Below are 19252 nucleotides of genomic sequence, written 5' to 3'. Positions count from 1 at the left end.
AAAAATGTTACCCCGAGTCAAAAAATCAAAATTGAGTATGAACCTGGTTTAATCCAGTTACGACTGCTCTTATGACCTTGCCCGAACTTGGGTTTTCCACGTCAATTTGTTGCCCTTTCGCTCCATCTTCTAAGGCGACTCCTTTTGTGCTGGCACTAAATCCATTTTTGCTCGCAATGACTATGACTTCATTGCCTTTCTCGATTAGAGGTGGGGCCGACAAATTGGATGGATTAACCACTTGTCCAGCCCTCAAACGACGAGAGGTTTCTAAGCCTACTGCTTGCTCGGGGCGAGTATAAAAATCGTCTTGGCGAGAGATGGTTCGGGTTTCAAGCTTTATGTGTTTAGCCGTTACGACTTCATTTCGGCCAACCGTGGTTGTCGCGACTAAAACAGGCAGAGTCAGCGAAGACTTTATCGTAACGTTAATTCGCCATGGTGATGCGATATTGTCGCAGCTGACTGAGCGCTTGAGGTTACCGACTGGCAACGTGTTGTTGTCACGACCTGTGATAACTAAAGGCGATTGACATTCTGGCAAGTGATTGGCAGAACCGGGCACCCACATGTCGAAGTCCAGTTTGTACTCCCCCCACTGATTGGAGAGCGCTACGCGATCCACCTCTTGTTCGAAATCCGTTGCTACAACGGATTTTATCTCTTCAACGCTGAGGGTTTTGTCATTGGTGTTGGCGAATGCTTGTTCTGATGTCAAAGCGAGTAACGTCAGCATTATTGTTGAGGAAGTGGACACTTTCCTCTTGTTTTTAATGCTTTCCGAGAACCGGAAGTTTGGCTTCCATCCTTGTTTATAAGTCATTGATATATATAGCTATTTTTTATGGCACGTATCTTGTTTGTATGTTGGCGTATTCGAGCCAACTGTAAGGAAGATGCATGGCGATCACATTTGAAAATGCTTTAGGAGTACATCCAGAGGCACTTAATTTTCGCGTTCAGCGTACCAAAGTCCTCGCCAGTAACCTAGCAAATGTTGACACCCCTGGGTATTTGGCGAAAGACCTAAGTTTCACCACCGTAATGAACCAAGTAACGGCAGGTGGTGTGAACAAACCGGTGCCAAAGTTCCAGGTTCAGGCCCAATACTCGGTGCCTTACCAGAATAGCAAAAATGGCAACACCGTAGAGCTTGGTGTTGAACAAGCAAAATTCACGCAAAACAACATGGACTTTCAAACTAGCCTGACGTTTCTCAACATGAAATTTAATGGCTTAGCGAAAGCGATTGAGGGACGTTAATTATGTCATTCACTGATATTTACTCGATCACTGGTTCCGCGATGACAGCACAAACTGTGCGTCTGAATACGGTAGCCAGTAACTTAGCAAACGCAGATGCAGTATCTGCAAATCCAGAAGATGCTTATAAAGCGCTTAAGCCAGTATTTGCGACTGTGTACCAAAAAACGCAAATGACAACAGAAAATGGAGCTTATCCCAATGCAGAAGTTCGCATTGTTGACGTTGTTAAAAATGCTGGAGATGCAGAGAAGCGTTTTGAGCCGAACAACCCACTGGCTAATGATGAAGGCTATGTGTTTTACCCAGATATTGATGTAGTTGCTGAAATGGCAGACATGATGTCCGCAACACGCAGCTTCGAAACGAATGTTGAAGTATTAGCCAATGTAAAAAGTATGCAGCAAGGTCTGCTTAGATTAGGGCAGGGCAGCTAATGAGTATTGCACAATACACCCCTTTATCGTCTGACGCTCCAGTAAATACAAAAGCAAAAGACAGCAACGGTATCTCACCAAACCCTAAAGACATGAACAGCGCTTCTTCATTGGAGAATGAGTTTATTTCTTTGATGGTGGCTCAAATTCAAAACCAAGACCCACTTAATCCCCTTGATGGTACGGAATACGTTGGTCAATTGGCTCAGTTCTCGCAGGTACAAAGTACCGAGAATATGTCTAAGACAATGCAACAGAGCATGGTGTTACTGGACAACATGCAAGTGCTATCAACAGCGGGCCTTGTTGGGCAAACGGTTTACGTCAATGCGGATGAATTTCAGCTTGGTGAAGACGTACAAAACGGAAAAATCGAACTCGCTCATAGCTCAAACCAAGTCACGTTAGTTGTTAAAGATGAATTTGGTCAATCAACTAAAGTGCCACTAGGTGCTCACGGCAAAGGTGACGTCGACTTTTCAATTAATCCTGAAGAACTTGGTCTTAAACCAGGCAAATACTCAGTGGCCGTAGAAGTGCAAGAAGGGCAAGCAAGTCCAAATGTGCTGATGGCAGGCACTGTTGAGCAAGTGCGCATTCCTAATACCGGTGGCGCAGCATTAGTCAATGTCCATGGCGTTGGCAACGTTCCTTTCTATCAAATCACTCAGTTTGGTGCTTAACCAAATACGGAAATCAGAGGTCTATTTATGAGTTTTAACATCGCACTAAGTGGTCTGGACGCGACCAACACAGAGCTAAACACAATCAGTCACAACATTGCCAACGCATCAACGTATGGTTTTAAAGGTGGCCGCACAGAATTCTCCGCTGTATATAACGGCATGCAACCTGGTGGTGTGGAAGTCGCGTCAATTTCACAGAACTTCGACAAAGACGGCAGTATCACAGGAACTGGCCGTGCGATGGACCTAGCTATTAATGGCGGTGGCTTTTTTGTTACTAAAGATAATATGGGTCAAATGTTGTACACACGTTCAGGTGTGTTCTCAACGGATAAGAACAACTTTGTTACGGCTAACAGCGGTGCAAAGCTTCAAGGTTACAGTGTCGATAGCAACAACAACCTAATGACAGGTTCTGTGGGTAATATTCAGGTATCGACTTCCTCACTGAATGCTAAAGCAACAGACAGCTTAGATTTTGTTGCGAACTTCGACGCAAGCGCGTCTGTTATTGATAAAGCCGTAACGCCATTCAATCCAAAAGATCCAAGCTCATTTAACTCGTCTTACACAACAAAAGTCTACGACTCACTGGGTAACTCGCACACGGTAACTCAGTACTTTACTAAGACTGCTTCTAACTCGTGGGAAGTGAACGTTCAAGTAGATGGCGGTACGACGCCAGTAGCAACTGTGCCTGTAACGTTTGGTAAAGACGGCTCGCTTTCAGCACCAACTGCGCCGTTTAATGTTTCATTCCCTGCTGCAGGCGCGAACGCGATGAGTGTAGACATTAACCTGAAAGGCAGCACGCAATTTGGTGCAGCTTTTGGCGTAAGTACTAATAGTCCTAACGGTTACACATCAGGTGAACTTGCAGGTGTACGCGTTGAAGGTAACGGCATGGTTTACGCGACTTACACTAACGGCCAATCACAGCTACAAGGTCAGGTTGTTCTTGCTGATTTTGCAAACACACAAGGCTTAGCGAAAGTGAGTGGAACATCATGGACTCAAAGCTTTAGCTCAGGTGCTCCAATTATGGGTGTTCCGGGTTCAGGTACGATGGGTGACCTAACTCCGGGTGCATTAGAAGGTTCTAACGTTGACTTAACCAGCGAGCTTGTTGCTCTAATGACTGCACAACGCAACTACCAAGCAAACGCAAAGACAATTTCTACCAGCGACAAGCTTACTCAAGCTTTGTTTAACGCGGTGTAATGGGAGTTTTGCGTGGATAGTTTGTTATTTACGGCAACGTCGGGTGCCAGCCGAGTTCTTAAAGCGCAGCACGTTCGTTCAAACAACTTATCAAATGCTGATACTGCGGGTTTTCGAGCGGATATGGAGCGTGTGCGTAGTGTAGAGATGCAAGGCCCAGGTTTTGATGGTCGCACTATGGTTGTGACCAACTCTGCCTCAACACGTTTCGACGCTGGCGATATTGTGAAAACAGGACGTCCGTTGGACGTTGCGGTTATGGGGGAGGGATATCTCTCTGTAGAAACCCCAGCGGGTAACGAAGCTTACACCCGTGCAGGCAATATTCAGGTCGATACTTTTGGCGCTCTAACAATCAATGGGTTCCCTGTCCTCGGTGACAATGGTCCTTTGGTTGTGCCGGATTATCAAAAGATTGAAATCAGCGAGCGTGGTCAAGTCTCAGTGATCCCACCAGGTGGCGGCGCAGAAATTGTGGCAGGCACTTTGAAGTTGGTTAAACCGGAAATTAATCAACTGCAAAAAGAGAGCGATAGCTTGCTGCACAGCGTAGATGGCGTGCCATTCGCGGCAGATGAAACCGTGCAACTCTCTCCTGAGCACATTGAGGGCAGTAACGTATCTGCTATTGATGAATTGGTTAGTGTGATGTCGCTGACGCGCAACTTTGAAATGCAAGTTCGCATGATGAAAACGGCGGAAACTCTAGCAAAAGCTGGTAACAAATTAATGGCGGCGAGCTAAGTCTCGCCCCGCAAGGAGTAAAAAATGCATTCAGCATTATGGGTAAGTAAGACAGGCATGGCAGCGCAAGACACGAAGATGACTGCCATTTCTAACAACCTAGCAAACGTAAACACGGTTGGCTTTAAGCGTGACCGAGTCGTATTTGAAGATCTTTTCTACAGCATTCAGCGTCAACCAGGCGCACAAGTAGACCAAGTTAACGAACTACCAAGTGGTATTCAGCTAGGTAGCGGTGTTCGCGTTGTTGGCACACAAAAAGTGTTCACGCAAGGTAATACCCAAAACACAACGCAAGAGTTGGATCTTGCTGTAATGGGTCAGGGTTTCTTCCAAATAGAAAACTCGGACGGACAGATCATGTATACACGTAATGGTCAGTTCCATCGAAACTCAGAAGGCTTAATGGTGAACAGTCAGGGCCTGCCTTTAGAGCCTCAAATCCAGATCCCAGACAATGCGGTCTCTTTCTCTGTGGGTGTTGATGGCACAGTGACTACAACAACAGCAGACGATCCAACACCTCAGCAGCTTGGTCAAATTACACTTGCAAAATTCATCAATCCAGCCGGCTTAGAGGCCATGGGTGGCAACTTATTCCGTGAAACGGAAGCCAGCGGTCCAGCTGATGAGCTGATTGCAGGAGCTGATGGCGCCGGCATTATCAAGCAAGGTGCACTGGAAGGGTCAAACGTACAAGTAGTAGAAGAGATGGTCGACATGATCACCACTCAACGTGCGTATGAGATGAATGCGAAAGTGGTCTCTGCTGCAGATGACATGCTGAAGTTTGTTTCGCAATCAATGTAAGTATGAAATTGGTGATGATGAAGGAAAAAGCAATGAAATGGCTTTCTAAGAGTTGGGCAGTAGCCGCCGTGTTGCTGGTGGGATGTGCTGGCCGTCAGGAATTTATTCCGCCTGAGCCGAATGCTGAGGAATATGCACCACCAACGCTCGATTACACGCTGCCGGAAACCCAATCTGGTAGCCTTTATCGTCACCAATACACGATGACTCTGTTCCAGGATCGTCGTGCTTACCGAGTTGGCGATGTATTAACGGTTCAATTATCAGAAGAAACCTCATCGAGTAAAAATGCGGGTACTAAGTTCGGTAAAAGTTCAGCAATTAACTTTGTGGCGCCGACCATAGGCACGAAAACTATCGATGAGTTAGGGGTTAGCGTGGATGGCAAACGTAACTTCGATGGCAGTGCATCAAGTTCACAAGGCAACAAGCTTCAAGGTGCCATTACGGTAACGGTACACGAAGTATTACCTAATGGCGTATTGCGTATCAGCGGTGAAAAATGGCTTCGTCTGAATCAAGGCGACGAGTTTATTCGTCTAACCGGTATCGTCCGTGTGGATGATATTAACCGCAGTAACCAAGTTTCTTCTCAACGAATTGCTGATGCAAGAATTACCTACGCAGGTCGCGGAGCCCTAGCTGACAGCAACGCAGCCGGGTGGCTAACTCAGTTCTTCAACAGCCCATGGGTACCTTTCTAATGAAGACAATGCAATCTTTCTTTATGTCTCTCCTATTGGTGTTGACCTTGGGACTACCAGGCACTTCACGTGCTGAAGCGGAAATTCCGATCATGGACTTGGTCGATGTTCGCGGCATTCGAGAAAACCAACTGGTTGGTTATGGTTTGGTGGTTGGCTTAGCCGGCCAAGGTGACCGAAACCAAGTGAAATTTACCTCTCAATCTATTACCAACATGCTACGTCAGTTTGGGGTTCAAATTGATGACAGTATGAACCCTAAGCTACGAAATGTGGCTTCTGTGAGTGTGACAGCGTCCGTTGATCCAATGGCAGGCCCAGGACAAACGTTGGATGTGGTTGTGTCTTCAATCGGTGATGCAAAGAGCCTTCGTGGTGGTACGTTATTGCTAACGCCTTTACGTGGTATTGATGGCGAAGTGTACGCGATTGCGCAAGGCAACGTGGTTGTGGGGGGCTTATCTGCAGAGGGGCGAAGTGGCTCCAAAGTAGAAGTGAACACACCAACGGCGGGTCGCGTTCCGAATGGTGCGACTTTAGAGAGAGAAATCAAAACCGATTTCAACCAACGTGATGAAATCACCCTAAACCTGCGCAAGCCTAGCTTCACTACAGCAAAAAATATTGCGCGTGAAATTAACAACACTTTCGGACCTAACGTTGCAGTTGCGATCAATAAAGCGCGCATTGATATGCGTGCACCAAAAGATACACAGCAGCGTGTCGTCATGATGTCGATGCTTGAAGAAATGAGCGTCGTTGAAGGTCGTAAACCTGCTCGTATTGTCTTTAACTCTCGCACTGGCACCGTAGTGATCGGTAAGAGTGTCAAAGTGAGTGAAGCAGCAGTAAGTCACGGTAACTTGACCGTGCGAATTTCTGAATCACAACAAGTTAGTCAGCCTAATGCGTTTGCAAATGGCGATACGAAAGTCGTTAACCAAACGGACCTTGATGTGAATGAAGATCTCGCTCAGATGGTGATTTGGCCTCCAGGCACGGAACTTAACACCATAGTTAATGCGGTAAATAGTTTAGGTGCCACGCCTACAGACTTGATGTCTATCCTGCAAGCTTTGAGTGAAGCAGGTGCATTGAACGCTGAATTGGTCGTGATATAAGGAGTTAAGGATGAAGCTAGACAGTACCAATGAACAAACTCAGTTAAATTCGATGCTTTATCACGACAATAGTGCATTGGCTAACATCAAGCATAGTCGTGATCAAGAAGGCGCACTTGAAGTCGTCGCAGGTCAATTTGAGGCAATGTTCCTACAAATGGTGTTACGCCAAATGCGCAGCAGTAGTGATGCTCTTGCTGATAAAGACAGCCCGTTCGCCAGTCAGCAACAAGGGGTATTCCGTGATATGTATGACGGTCAGCTGGCGATGGAACTAGCAAAGAAACAGAGCTCAGGCATTGCCAATATGCTCATCCAGCAGCTGAGCCCGTCTATGCGTGAGGTTGCTTTCGATGCTGCGCGCAACATCTCATCCGCTAACGATGGTAAAGCTTCGAATTCTGAATCTATCTCACAAGTAGATTCTAAAGAGGTGGAGAAGAATTCAAGCCTATTTAATACCGCTTCTCAAGCCGTCGCCTCTGTTAAACAGGTATTCGGTGAGGCCGGTATGACTACCGCGTTTTCTCAGCCGTTGATCAGAAAAATGGAGCTGTAAATGAACCTAGTTAATATTGCCCTTTCAGGTTTAGGCGCGAACCGTGTGGCCCTAGACGTAACCGCGCAAAACGTGGCAAACGTGAATACCGTGGGTTACAGTCGTCAACAAGCGTTGATGGCGTCTGTCGATGATGGTAAAGCCAATCGCTTAAGTCCAGGTTTAGGGGTAGAAGTCACTAGCATTCGCCGCGTTACGGATCAATTTCTGATTAAGCAAACGTGGTCGACTAACAGTATGGCGGCATACGCATCTGGATACACCAGTAACATGAGTCAGCTGGAGAATACGCTTGGTGCCGATGGTTTCAGTATATCGGCTGGCTTGGACTCGCTAAACGCTGCGCTTAACGATGCGACCGTTAAGCCGGAATCCATACCTTACCGCCAGCAGATCATTAACGAATCTGAAGCTTTGGCCCGCCGTTTTAATACGCTTACCGAGTCTTTATACAACCAACATAAAGACATGAGCGACCAACGTAATGCAGCGCTTAACCACGCGAATAGCCTTATGGAAAATATCGCGAAGGTGAACAAGCAACTGGTAGAGATGCAAGGTACAGGTGGTAACCCATCACAGTTAATGGATGAACGAGATAGGTTAATCGGTGAGTTATCTCAAACCATTGAAATCAAAACAACACAGCAGCATGACGGCAGTGTTCAGGTCACACTAACCTCTGGTCAACCGCTTGTGATGGGTACGGACCATGGCAAACTGGAAGCCATTCCTGACCCGAGTGATCCTTACTTGGCGGACTTACACGTCACGTTCTCGAATCAAAGCTTTGCGATTGGTGACTCGCTTGGTGGCAAATTAGGTGCGATTAATGACTATCAAACCGAAGTGTTGAAACCAAACCAACTGGCTCTGAATGACATGGCGAAAGCTCTCGCGGATGAATACAACGCCGTGCTTGCGACTGGCAAAGACTTAAATGGCAACCCAGGTAAACCTTTGTTCAGCTATGACCCAGCAAACCCTGCAGCCAGTTTGGATATTACCAAGCTAACTCCAGATGAGCTTGCGTTCTCAAGTGATGGAACACCTGGTAACGCAGATGCGTTGCAATCATTGATCGAGTTAAGCAACAAGCCAGTGGCGGTATCAGGTTACGGCTCAGTAAGCTTGAACGATGCCTTTAGTTCAATGGTGGGTCAAACCGCAATTAAAGCACGCCAAGCTAATGCTGATTATCAAGCGAAGTTAGCCATGAACAAGCAAGCGCACGCAGCTCGCGATAATGTTAGTTCCGTAAACAGCGATGAAGAAGCGGCTAACCTAATGATGTTTGCTAATGCGCACAATGCCAACATGAAAGTGATCAGCACAGCAAATCAACTGCTCGATTCTATTCTGCAGTTATTCTAAGAGGAAAGTTTAGATGCGAATTAGTGACAATCAATTTAGTCAAATGATGTTGCACAGCTTGCAGAGCAATAGCGCGGGATTAGGCGAAGCTCTGCAACAGATGTCTACTGGCAAGCGCTTAACCAAGCTGTCTGATGATCCAATGGCTTCGATCAAGTTGCTTAACTTAGACCGAGAAACCAGTGCGATTGCTCAGTACAAAAACAACATTGAAAACGTAAAAACGACGCTATCGAGTCAAGAAACCCATTTAGATTCGATCAAAGAAAGCTTAAAAAGCATGCGAGACATCGCGCTTTGGGGTGCGAACGGCTCTCTTACTGACGAAAGTCGTGGCGGTATGATTACAGAGCTTAAGAGTTACCGTGACTCTATTGAGTCGTCTTTTAACGCGCAGGATGAAGAAGGGCACTACCTTTTCTCTGGTACTAAAACGGATACTGCGGCTGTAAGTAAAGCGAGCGGCAGCTACGTAATTGAAGGTAATAGTGACAAGCGCGTAGTAACAATTGCTAAAGGTGTCACGATGGATTCCAATATGACTGCAAAAGAAATATTGGACCTTGGGGGAGGCCATAACGTGCTTAACCAAATTGATGCGCTGATCAAAGAGTTTGAGAGCCCTACCGCCAACTTCAGAGCTGAAGTTGAGGCGAGTATCAGCGCTATCGACGATACTTTTTCAAACGTACTAGGGACCATGACTGAGATTGGTGGTCGACACAACAACTTAGATCTTGTTGGTGGCGCGCACAGTGAAAACAAGCTGTTCGTTGACAAAGTATCTGGAGACCTCTCTGCTCTGGACTATGGTGAAGCGTCGGTACGATTGAGTAATTACATGGCCGCTTTGCAAGCAACGCAAGCAAGCTATGTGAAGATCGATGGTTTGTCGCTGTTTGACCGTTTATAAGGTTAGGAAGTTCTTTTTATGGTAATGAGTACAGTAGAGGTTAGACCCCATAGCATACGCTTAGGTGGACAAGAACAAGCCTCTATCATGCCGACCCGTTCTGCAGACTCAAGTACGGCAATTAAACCGCGCCCGGCGCAAATTCAGGCTGACACTGCGTCAGCCTACTCTGTATCTGGTATTCAGCTTACGCAGGGTCAGCAGCAAGCCACGGCGGTTCAGATCGCGTCCAAATCGCTGCAGGTGATTGGCAAAGAGCTCACGCAAATTAAACGTGGTTTGACGCAAGCTATTAATCAAGGCGTACAAAATGTTCCTGGTTTGCAGGATACATTGGTTCGCTCTAAAGCCACCATCCAAAAAGTCGTTGAGCAAGCACGTTTCGATGGCCAGAAAGTCCTAAATAACGAACTGCACTTAAAACTGGATAAAGCGGATATTCGTCGCTTTTCTATTCCAGGTTTGAATGTTCATCGCTTAAGCGACAAGGCCGAGCAAATCCGTTTGGATTTTCCTCAAGGTCAAGCGGTGATGATTCAGTTTGATGGACAATCAGACGGTGAGCGAACGGTCAAAATGCTGGATCGCAGCTTGATTGCGTTAGGAATGCGAGCCTCATTAGCCGATGATGGCAGCATTTTATTTGAAGCCAGAGACAACGCTTATCAACAAATGCAGCAAAAGGTGATGGTAACGGGGGAAGGGCACCGATTCCCTGCGGGACAGCCTAACGTTTTGAACTTAAAGTCTGAGCCAGATGGTATTGCGGAGCTCGGGTTTGATCTAGGCTCACGCGATGGCATCAAGCAGACGATTGCCAAAGTAAATCAGCATCTGAAACAAGTTCAAACGAGCTTGCAGGAAGCGAAAGCTTTTCATGGTGAACTGAATACTCAAATGCGTTCTATCCAAACCAAAACCGCACAGCTTTCAGTCAATGAGGTGAATGCAAAACTGGATGGATTCATGCAAAAGTCTGGCGAGTTTACTTCGACTTTTCAGGCATTGAATGCGCAAGCAAACGTGCGTCGTCATACCGTGGTCGCTTTACTGAAGTAACGAACACTCCAATGATTCCCGGCTTTACACTGTTATCGTCCCCCAATAACGAAAACAGCGCACTGTCGGGAATCTCTCTTTGACTCGTCTAGGGCTCGAGTGCTTTTGCCACCGAACGATTCAATTTCTGGAATAGCCATCCAAGTGCTATCAAAGACGCACCTAAGCCTAAGAAGCTTATTGCTCGCCAGAACCCATCCAGAGAGCTCACATCCCATAAGAATACTTTCAGTGCGACACAGGCAAGGACCACTAGACCGACACGCTGCATCATCAGCCCCTGTTGGGTCACGCCGCGCCAAGTCAGCAATCCACCTACGAGCAAGCCAGCCACTGAATAACTGAACAACTCTGCCATGCTGGTTGGCTGATACAGCATCATCGATGTGGTTTGCCAGAATTGACGGATAGACATCCCCAACCAAATGGCTGCAAGTAAAAAGCCTAGACTAGCAATCGCAAATCGATGAACTTGCAACGTATTCCAGCGTTTAAAGGTTGCGATAAGCAGGATGCAAGCTGGTAACAGCCAGCCGATACTCAGCATGTTAAAGATGGGAAGTGCTTGTGCCGAGACGTTATCAGTCACCAACGGCGATTCTGCCGTATTAAGCAAAATAATCAATATAGCGAACGCGCACCAAAGCAAGTAACTATAGATTTCGTAGATACGACTTAAGCGTTGCGCAAATTGGCTGCGGTAGCTGTATACCAAACCCATAACTAATGCTTGATTGGCAAAGACTGCCGCACTTGTGAAGTCGATGTGCCCCAAGTAACCATATTGCCCCGTTAACCAGTAGTTAGTTTGGGTGAACAATGCCATTAAGAATACATGTAAAAACGCCCCTTCAAACCAGTTGGTCAGTTCTCGGTCCACTTGTTTTAGTGTTGAACGAGCATAAGACAAGATGAAGAGAGAAGGCAGATAACTCACCAGAACCCAAGCCCAATGCCCAGCTTCTACCGGTTGCCATTCGGGGATGAAAGGTAGCAGCGTGAGTCGGATAACCAGTATTCCCATTGCCACTTTAATCGCCCAACTCGCAGGTCGAAATAACCCGACTTGAGCCTGTAAGGCCATTATCGCAACTTGTATTGAGATTGCTGTTGTTAACCAAGTATCGCTCAACCAAACAAAAGCGATACCTACGATTAAAGCATGCATAACGGCAGAGCATTCTAATGCCAACGAACGTGCATGCTGACCAAGCACAACATAGTAAGTGGCCATCAATGCGCAGAAGGCAGTCCAATACCACAGGTAGCCTTGCATAAATTCGTCAACATAAAACAACGTAATTAAGCTCATCGCGGGAGCCAGTACCAGCAGAAGCAGCCCACTGAGTTGCGAACGGTCACTAAGTGTTTGGCAATATGTTCGATAGCAGATCAGCGCAATACTCACCGCCAATGCGAATAGGATGCTAGCTTCTCGCTCTAACATATACAGCGCATCAAAAGCGATGGTAAGAACAATCAGCGCGGTTGCCGAGACGAGTATGGATGGCAAAAATACACGTAATGACCAGCCTGTACGAAGTGCTGGTAGCCAGATGATCGCAACAAGCAGCGTATAACAGTACGCCATTTGTAGAGTGTTCAGCTCCGGCATTCTGGTGACGGCAGAAAAGGTCAATAAAGCAGTTGCGAGAGCGGTAGCGGTCGGCGAGTTTGTCCACTTGCTTTGATAGTGACGAAAGCGAGGATTGAGCATCCAACCCATTCTCGGAACCGCGAAAATGAGATACAAAGTGATGGAGAGATAAATCGCGAGCCACGAGAACAAGAGTTCTGTTGGTACACTCTCAATCAACAGCAACATCCAAATGACATGTGGAATCGCGATACTTGGCGTAATCCATGACCTACGCACTTTTTGCATCAATAAGGTCGCCGCGAACGAAATCGCGCAGATGTATCCGGCTAACAAAAAGTAGTTGGGTTCACTACCTCCAACCCACAGTGGTGCTGTGTAGCCACCAATTAAGCCAAGCACGGCCATTAACGGCCCTTGTCGCAATGATAATGCTAAACTGAAAAATGCGGCTGAAGCCAAAATGATCAACGAGATACTTGGCGTTAGCATTTGATAAACCACAAAGGCAAAAATGACGGTGCAGTAAATGCCCGTTAATCCCGTACCGGTAACGGCAGCAGGAACATACGTAAAGCCTTGGGCTCGTGCTGCCCGTTGCGGATTCTGTTGTTCTTTACGGTGAAACCACTCGCCAACAAGCACCATAAGTAATGAGATCACAAAGGCAAAGGATACTCGCATAAATGGCGAAAACTGGATGTGGCTACCAATCACCTGTACGAGATAACCTCCACCGATCAGCATGGCCAATGCGCCTACCCAAACCAACCAATTTTCTTGAATGTTGCTAAGCAGGCTCTGAACTTTACTCTGAAGGAATGACTCATTTTCTTGACTAAAAACATCCAGTTGCACTTCTCTTGTCTGGGCGTACCCTTGATTTGCAGCGCTCTGGTCCAAGTCTAGGTTGGCAGCTGGATCATGTTCCCCAGAGGATGAGACATTTTTCTGTTGTGATTCTATGTGAGGTGACGTCGCTACAGATGGTGTGTCTTTTTCGATGCTGGATTGTTGGTGCACTTGTGGGTTTGAGCCCCCATGGACACTGGCTCGTAGTGATGTGACTTCCTCACGAAGTTTGGTTAGTTCTTTTTCTAAAAGTGCAGCTCGGTTGGCGGCTTTCACTCCGATGAGGATGGCGAGACACGCCATGAACAGTGCTAGTATTACGTACAATCCATTTCTCCTTGCGTACGTCGCGTGACCCACGATTCTTAACTTTGAGCACTTACGCTAAAGCTTAGTTCATGCTCTATGCCTTAGCCTCATATAGTGCTAGGTTCCGCGCTTTCTTTAGAAATCATTCTACATAATGAAACTCAATGCGTAATGATGAATTCGACAAAGTCGCACACTTGTGTGCCACTTTAAGACCTGATGAACAAAAATGAGTCGTTAAGTCATTGGGGGTCAACTATATTCATAGTTCTGATGCGATCGCCAAATGACTTCAAACATGTGCGTTTCGTAGCGATGTCATCGAAGGTCAGTCGTTTGATTTGCACGTTCGGTTGTTTCTATTTGACCGTAAGGCTGAATGTATTCGGGTATAGCGCATTCACGCGAAAAAAGACAAAAACAGGTAATTATTGATGCAAGTGGGTAATGAAGCGCTGGTGCTGTCAGCGGTTGGGGTTATTGGTTTAGGTTGCCAATGGTTAGCTTGGCGATTGCGTTTGCCAGCGATTTTATTTTTGTTGTTGGCAGGGCTGATCGTCGGGCCATTTATGCAGTGGTTAAATCCTGATGAGATATTAGGTAATTTGCTCTTTCCGTTGGTTTCTTTAGCGGTGGCAGTGATTTTATTTGAAGGCAGTTTGACCTTAAACTTTAAAGAAATTCGTGGCGTGAGTGGTTCGGTATGGAGCATTGTTTCCATCGGGGCGATCATTTCGTGGGCAGCGACTAGTATCGCAACACACTATTTCCTCGGCTTTACTTGGGAGCTTGCCATGTTGTTCGGCAGCTTAACCGTAGTAACAGGGCCGACGGTCATCGTGCCACTTCTACGAACCGTAAGACCTAACAGTACGCTTGCTAACATTTTGCGCTGGGAAGGGATTTTGATTGACCCGCTCGGTGCGCTTTTTGTTGTGATGGTTTACGAGTTTATCGTATCTCACAGTGCGATAAATAGCGTCGAAGTGTTTGGGACGATCATTGCTGTCGGTGTCATGCTAGGTGCGGCCTCAGGCTATGCAGTTGCGACGATCATGCGTCGCTCTTGGCTACCGGAATATTTGCAGCCATTTGCGGTTTTGATGGTGGTTCTAGGTGTATTTTCGGTCTCTAATCACATTGAGTCTGAAGCTGGGTTACTAACCGTCACCGTAATGGGTATGTGGCTCGCAAACGCTAAAGACATCAATATTCAGCAAATTCTGCACTTTAAAGAGCATTTAACCATTTTACTGATCACCGGATTGTTCATCTTCCTTGCGGCTCGAATCAGTTTGGATGATTTTGCTGCGCTAGGTAGCGGTGCGTTATTGTTATTTGTATTTATGCAGTTAGTGTCGCGTCCGTTATCGATTTTTCTTTCAACCTTCCGCAGCAACTTGCGTCTCAAAGATAAGCTGTTTTTGTCTTGGGTTGCACCGCGCGGTATTGTTGCTGCTTCGATTTCGTCTCTTTTCGCGATCAAATTGACCGAATACGGCATTGATGAAGCGATTTTACTGGTCCCTATGACCTTCATGGTGATTATAGGAACGGTCGTGTTACAAAGTGCGACGGCACGTCCTGTAGCGCTGACGTTGGGCGTCGCAGAGCCAGCACCACGCGGCTTCTTGTTGATTGGTGCTAACCGAGTAGCAAGAGAAATAGGGCAGGCGCTGGCGCGTTATGACCGTCGCGTATTAATGACTGACTCAAACTGGGAGTACATCAGTCAGGTTCGTATGTTGGGATTGGATTACTATTACGGCAACCCTATTTCTAGTCACGCGGACGACAACTTGAACTTGATAGGAGTTGGACAAGTGGTTGCATTAACGCCCGATCAGCATTTCAACATTATGGCTTGCATGCAATTCGTCGACGAGTTTGGGGAAGATAAAGTTCACTGCTTACAAAAAGTGAAAACCAACGGCAATGGCAGCGAGAAGCACTCCGTGGCTCAGGAGTACCATGGTAAATTGCTGATGGGCGGCAATGTAAGCTATACCCAGCTAGCCAGTATGTTAAGTCGTGGTGCAGAGGTTAAACACACGAAATTGAGCGATAACTTCACGTATCAAGATTATTTAGCGCATCACAAAGGTAGTTCAGTTGTACCGCTGTTCCATGTAGAAGAAAAAGGAAAAATTCAATTCTGTGATGATCCCGAACAGTTTGAACCAACGACGACAAGCACTGTTGTGTCGCTAATTCTGTCGGACAGCGTAAAGTAAACTACAGAGCAATGTGATCCATTTGCATCATGGGTATCGTACGCTGATTATCTCAATTTGAAGAGAAACTTGCCGGCTTGTTTAAAACGGAAAGCGAGTTTCTTTTCTTATAATGTCAGGGGCAGTCGAGATTCATTACTCGTTTCGGAAAAGTAATCCGGCAAATTCACAAAATTCGCATTGACGTTACTGATAAGGATCGCAATACTGCGCGACTGTTTTACTTTAGGGTGACATTATGGCTCCGCAAACTAACCGAAAAGATTTACACCTAGATGCTGTTTTACATCATGATATGAGCATGAAGCATAAAACGGCGGGTTTTGAGTCTGTCGAGTTTGAACACTGTGCGCTGCCAGAATGTGACTTTCACGCGATCGATTTATCGACAGAGTTTCTTGGTCATCAATTAGCGCTACCGTTTTTGATTAGCTCGATGACTGGCGGAGCAAAAGACGCAGAAACGATCAATTGTCGTCTAGCTGAAGCAGCAAGTGAATTAGGTATTGCCATGGGTGTGGGCTCGCAACGGATTAGCTTAGAAGAAAGTCAGCATTCGGGCTTGGGTAAAACCATTCGTGAGTTGGCGAAAGAAGTACCGTTGTATTCCAATCTTGGAGCCGCTCAATTGCTCGATAAAGGTAAACTCGATAATGCGCAACGTGCGGTTGAGGCGATTCAAGCCGATGCCTTGTTTGTGCACGTTAATCCAATGCAGGAAGCGTTTCAGAAAAATGGCGACCACAATTGGGTTGGTGTTTTCCAGGCAATTGAGATGCTTAAATCTCGCGTGAAGGTTCCTATCATTATCAAAGAAGTCGGTTTTGGTATTAGCGGACACATTGCGCAGCGATTAATTGATGCTGGTGTGGATGCAATTGACGTTGCGGGCGCGGGTGGCACAAGCTGGAGTGCGGTTGAAGGGTATTGCCAAGACAATCCGAAAATGCAGCGTGCAGCCGAGCTTTTCCGCGATTGGGGTGTCCCTACAGCAACATGTTTGGCTCAAATCCGCGCACTGCATCCTACATTACCGTTGATCGCCTCGGGAGGTGTTCATAACGGACTTGAAGCGGCGAAAGCCATTCATTTGGGTGCTAATCTCATTGGGCAAGCTGGTGCGGTATTAAAAGCTGCGACGATCAGCACGCAGTCTGTCGTCGATCACTTTGAACAAATGGCATTAGAGCTGCGTTTAACGTGCTTTGGTACTGGCTCTTCTGAGGTTGGTGAGCTAACGAAAGCGCGCTGCCTATAGCTTTTAGAATGGCGCGCTTTACACAGAGTCGCTCAATAATTTTTCGGTGTCTTAACACGTAGACTGATAATTTCGTTATAGTTGATACAAAAGTCACTTCAGCTAGTGACGCCTTTATTCAGACACTTGAATGGGCACGTGTTGAAGAGATTGAGTTTAATTTTACTATTGTTTGCAACTGGAACCTTAAATTTATGAAAAAACTAGTCATGCTGATGTTGGCGGCTTCTGCTTTGACCGCTTGTAGTGATGAAGTGGGCACTGAAGGCTGGTGTAACGACATGCGCGATAAGCCAAAAACAGAATGGACAGCAGACAACGCGGTAGACTTTGCAAAGCATTGTGTTCTGCAAGATGGTGTCGGCAGCGAGCAATGGTGTGAAAACCTGAAAGATAAGCCGAAAGGTGACTGGACTGCAAACGAAGCGACCAGCTTTACTAAACACTGCATTTTTTAAGCACAGCGGAAAGCGCCTTTTCTGAGGCGACATTCTGTGAGGTAAACACCAAGCGTTATTGCTTGGTGTTTTTGTATCTAAAATAGCTCGATTTTTCACGTGTCAGCGCACCTCCCTCTGAATGGAATGTTTTACATTTTCGTTTCATTTTTGAAAACCTGTATTGCCTGTCTTTAATTTTTCGTATTGCAATGGCATGGTGTCGAGATAGCCATCTAATTCAATTAGATTCATAACAAAAAGGAATTCAAATGGAAGTACTAAAAGGCTCATGTCTGTGCGGCAAGGTAAAGTTGGAAGTGGCAGATGAATTTAAGTACATGGGAAATTGCCATTGCTCTGAATGCCGCAAGTTCACAGGTTCTGACTATTCATCTGCCGGTGGTATTGCGTTGGATAAACTGCTTATTATCCAAGGGAAAGAAGATATTCAAACTTATCAGAAAAGCGAAAATACCATGCTATGCTTTTGTCGCCACTGCGGATCGAGCCTGTATTCGAAAAAGAACAATGGGATCGTCAATATTCGCCTTGGTATCTTGGATGACACACCTTCTCACAAGCCTGATTTCCATATTTTTGTCGCGTCGAAAGCGCCGTGGCTCGAGATATCGGATAACCTGACTCAATTTGATGCAGGGCCAAAATAGAGTTGTTGTAGATAAGTATTTAGAAACAGAGCGCGTTACAATACGCTTGCGACACGCTCTGTGCTTTTACTTTGTATATTAGAACGGAGACGACTATTTGGCGTCTTGTAGTTCTTCAAAGCCACCTGCATTGTGCAGATTCGTAAAGCCTTGCGATTTTAAGTATTGATACGCTTTGCCAGAGCGGTTACCACTGCGACAGTACAACACGATAGCTTGATCTTTATCGACGTCTTGAAAATGTTTATCAAGTTCAGATAAAGGGAAGTTGACGGCATTATCCAAATGCCCTTCAGAAAATTCTTGCGGCGTGCGCACATCGACAATCATCGCGCCCTTGTCAATCAATTGCCACCCTTGTTCAGCGCGTTCAGAAGCCGACACGTTGGGGGAGAGGAAGCCAATGCACAACGTTGCAAGAAATAGAGATACGGCCTTTTTCATTGTTTGATTATCCTTTTTAAGAGTACGTAATCACTCTAGATTTGATTAAGCATATTTTCCATCATAAAGAGATGCTAAGTGGTTGTGAATGCGATAATTCGATAGAAAATTTTATTTAATTTAATAAAAAATTTTTATCAAATTCACCTCTTGAACTCTCATTTTTCGACCTTATTATTTTCATCGAAAGCGAGCTGTCGACTCGCAAATCCATCTTGATGTTTATTTTGTCTTTTATTTTTGGTTCCAAGTAGGAGGCACTTAAAAATGAAAATTCGTCCTTTAAATGACAAGCTAATTGTTGAAAGACAAGAGGTGGAAAATAAATCTGAAGGGGGAATCGTTTTAACTTCTCAGTCGGTGAAAAAATCAAACCGCGGGAAAGTCATTGCTGTTGGTTTAGGTAAACGTCTTGAAAATGGCGAACGCGCTGCGATGGAAGTCAAAGTGGGCGACCAAATCATTTTCAATGACGGTTACGGCGTGAAAACCGAGAAAATTGACGGCGCAGAATACTTAATTCTGTCCGAATCTGATGTGTTAGCAATCGTTGAGTAAT

The 19252-nt window shown here is 46.0% G+C and carries 20 protein-coding genes; 17 read left to right on the top strand and 3 right to left on the bottom strand.

Features of this window, described 5'->3' with window-relative positions; genetic code table 11:
- Window positions 1-25: 25 nt before the first annotated feature.
- A complete protein-coding gene (flgA, locus tag J4N43_RS22660; protein ID WP_031777223.1) occupies window positions 26-823 on the bottom strand; it encodes a flagellar basal body P-ring formation chaperone FlgA in 798 nt (265 codons plus the stop codon).
- Window positions 824-900: 77 nt separating this feature from the next.
- On the opposite strand from flgA, the gene flgB reads away from it, so the two are divergent.
- From flgB to J4N43_RS22600, 12 genes are read left to right on the top strand one after another with little or no spacing between them, the layout of a single operon-like run.
- Entirely contained in the window at window positions 901-1263 is a 363-nt protein-coding gene (gene flgB, locus J4N43_RS22655) for a flagellar basal body rod protein FlgB (protein WP_005374013.1), read from the top strand.
- Between the two features lie 2 nt (window positions 1264-1265).
- Window positions 1266-1700 (top strand): flagellar basal body rod protein FlgC, encoded by a 435-nt coding sequence (gene flgC / locus J4N43_RS22650; RefSeq protein ID WP_005374012.1) that lies wholly within the window; start codon window positions 1266-1268, stop codon window positions 1698-1700.
- On the top strand, window positions 1700-2383 hold the full coding sequence (flgD, locus tag J4N43_RS22645; protein ID WP_005384410.1) for a flagellar hook assembly protein FlgD: 684 nt from the start codon (window positions 1700-1702) through the stop codon (window positions 2381-2383). The genes flgC and flgD overlap by 1 nt, the downstream gene beginning before the upstream one ends.
- A 27-nt stretch (window positions 2384-2410) precedes the next feature.
- Window positions 2411-3607 carry a flagellar hook protein FlgE gene (gene flgE, locus J4N43_RS22640; protein ID WP_005374010.1) on the top strand — a complete coding sequence of 399 codons (1197 nt, stop codon included), beginning with the start codon at window positions 2411-2413 and terminating at the stop codon, window positions 3605-3607.
- Window positions 3608-3619: 12 nt separating this feature from the next.
- Entirely contained in the window at window positions 3620-4351 is a 732-nt protein-coding gene (flgF, locus tag J4N43_RS22635; RefSeq protein ID WP_005374009.1) for a flagellar basal-body rod protein FlgF, read from the top strand.
- 24 nt (window positions 4352-4375) lie between these two features.
- Window positions 4376-5161, top strand: coding sequence for a flagellar basal-body rod protein FlgG (gene flgG / locus J4N43_RS22630; RefSeq protein ID WP_005374008.1), 786 nt, complete (start codon window positions 4376-4378; stop codon window positions 5159-5161).
- A 32-nt stretch (window positions 5162-5193) separates the two neighbouring features.
- Window positions 5194-5865: a flagellar basal body L-ring protein FlgH gene (flgH, locus tag J4N43_RS22625; RefSeq protein WP_017635111.1), complete on the top strand. Its 672-nt coding sequence runs from the start codon at window positions 5194-5196 to the stop codon at window positions 5863-5865.
- Window positions 5850-6986, top strand: coding sequence for a flagellar basal body P-ring protein FlgI (locus tag J4N43_RS22620; RefSeq protein WP_086026720.1), 1137 nt, complete (start codon window positions 5850-5852; stop codon window positions 6984-6986). The genes flgH and J4N43_RS22620 overlap by 16 nt, the downstream gene beginning before the upstream one ends.
- Window positions 6987-6996: 10 nt before the next feature.
- A complete protein-coding gene (locus J4N43_RS22615) occupies window positions 6997-7545 on the top strand; it encodes a rod-binding protein (RefSeq protein ID WP_005374002.1) in 549 nt (182 codons plus the stop codon).
- Window positions 7546-8919 carry a flagellar hook-associated protein FlgK gene (flgK, locus tag J4N43_RS22610; RefSeq protein WP_005374000.1) on the top strand — a complete coding sequence of 458 codons (1374 nt, stop codon included), beginning with the start codon at window positions 7546-7548 and terminating at the stop codon, window positions 8917-8919. It begins immediately after the preceding gene.
- Window positions 8920-8932: 13 nt separating this feature from the next.
- Window positions 8933-9832 (top strand): flagellar hook-associated protein FlgL, encoded by a 900-nt coding sequence (gene flgL / locus J4N43_RS22605; RefSeq protein ID WP_005373998.1) that lies wholly within the window; start codon window positions 8933-8935, stop codon window positions 9830-9832.
- Between the two features lie 18 nt (window positions 9833-9850).
- Window positions 9851-10891: a flagellin gene (locus J4N43_RS22600; RefSeq protein ID WP_005373996.1), complete on the top strand. Its 1041-nt coding sequence runs from the start codon at window positions 9851-9853 to the stop codon at window positions 10889-10891.
- 88 nt (window positions 10892-10979) lie between these two features.
- On the opposite strand, the gene J4N43_RS22595 is transcribed toward J4N43_RS22600, so the two are convergent.
- Window positions 10980-13643 carry a DUF2339 domain-containing protein gene (locus J4N43_RS22595; protein ID WP_422398820.1) on the bottom strand — a complete coding sequence of 888 codons (2664 nt, stop codon included), beginning with the start codon at window positions 13641-13643 and terminating at the stop codon, window positions 10980-10982.
- Between the two features lie 440 nt (window positions 13644-14083).
- On the opposite strand from J4N43_RS22595, the gene J4N43_RS22590 reads away from it, so the two are divergent.
- The 4 genes from J4N43_RS22590 to J4N43_RS22575 all read left to right on the top strand — a co-directional run bounded on the left by J4N43_RS22590 (window position 14084) and on the right by J4N43_RS22575 (window position 18249).
- Entirely contained in the window at window positions 14084-15883 is a 1800-nt protein-coding gene (locus J4N43_RS22590) for a cation:proton antiporter (RefSeq protein WP_005373994.1), read from the top strand.
- Between the two features lie 238 nt (window positions 15884-16121).
- Window positions 16122-17141, top strand: coding sequence for a type 2 isopentenyl-diphosphate Delta-isomerase (fni, locus tag J4N43_RS22585; protein ID WP_062731079.1), 1020 nt, complete (start codon window positions 16122-16124; stop codon window positions 17139-17141).
- Window positions 17142-17335: 194 nt separating this feature from the next.
- Window positions 17336-17599, top strand: a complete 264-nt coding sequence (locus J4N43_RS22580) for a DUF3012 domain-containing protein (protein ID WP_005373992.1) — start codon at window positions 17336-17338, stop codon at window positions 17597-17599.
- 251 nt (window positions 17600-17850) lie between these two features.
- A complete protein-coding gene (locus J4N43_RS22575; RefSeq protein WP_005388696.1) occupies window positions 17851-18249 on the top strand; it encodes a GFA family protein in 399 nt (132 codons plus the stop codon).
- Window positions 18250-18342: 93 nt separating this feature from the next.
- On the opposite strand, the gene J4N43_RS22570 is transcribed toward J4N43_RS22575, so the two are convergent.
- Window positions 18343-18693 carry a rhodanese-like domain-containing protein gene (locus tag J4N43_RS22570; RefSeq protein WP_053349346.1) on the bottom strand — a complete coding sequence of 117 codons (351 nt, stop codon included), beginning with the start codon at window positions 18691-18693 and terminating at the stop codon, window positions 18343-18345.
- A 267-nt stretch (window positions 18694-18960) separates the two neighbouring features.
- Between J4N43_RS22570 and J4N43_RS22565 the strand changes: the two genes are divergently transcribed.
- Window positions 18961-19251, top strand: coding sequence for a co-chaperone GroES (locus J4N43_RS22565; protein WP_005373989.1), 291 nt, complete (start codon window positions 18961-18963; stop codon window positions 19249-19251).
- Window position 19252: the final 1 nt, after the last annotated feature.

This window comes from Vibrio sp. SCSIO 43009 (genome assembly GCF_023716525.1).
In the GTDB taxonomy this organism is placed as follows: domain Bacteria; phylum Pseudomonadota; class Gammaproteobacteria; order Enterobacterales; family Vibrionaceae; genus Vibrio; species Vibrio alginolyticus.
The sequence above is the reverse complement of the archived record's forward strand: the minus strand, read 5'-3'. Positions and strand labels throughout refer to the sequence as shown.